Here is a 460-nt window from a genome sequence, read left to right as displayed (position 1 = left end):
TCGCCGCCCGCCGTGAACGACGAGGCCCCGGCGACCGTGGCTGCGGCTGCGGCTGCGGCGGTCGCTGCGGTCGCCGCGGTCGCAGAGGAGGCGGGTGAGGAGGCCGTCGGAGTCTCCGTCGCCGTGCCGTCCGCGGTCGTGCCCGTGGCGGCTGTCCCGGTCGGCCAAGAGCCCGGCCCGGGAGGGGCGGCCGGTCCGGCCGGGGCGGGAGCACCGGGGCGCTTGTCGGCGGCCCGCACCGCGAAGACGATCAGACCGACCACGAGGCCCAGCACCAGCAGGGTCCAGAACACACGACCGACGACCTCGGCCCAGCCCCAGTCGTTCCAGAACCCGCCGCCGATCCAGCCCAGGCCGCTCGACCACGGCAGCAGGGAGAAGACGAGCAGCACGCCGATCGCGACGATCGGCGCCTCCACGTCGCCCTCGAAGAGGCGCTGCAGGTGGATGCGGCCGTCGC

The 460-nt window shown here is 75.9% G+C and carries 1 pseudogene; it reads right to left on the bottom strand.

From position 1 onward, the window contains the following. Nucleotides 1-460: pseudogene (locus U870_RS0122120) on the bottom strand (PspC domain-containing protein); the annotation flags it as partial.

Source organism: Leifsonia aquatica H1aii (assembly GCF_000633535.1).
GTDB lineage: Bacteria > Actinomycetota > Actinomycetes > Actinomycetales > Microbacteriaceae > Leifsonia > Leifsonia aquatica_A.
This window is presented reverse-complemented; position numbering and strand designations above follow the sequence as displayed.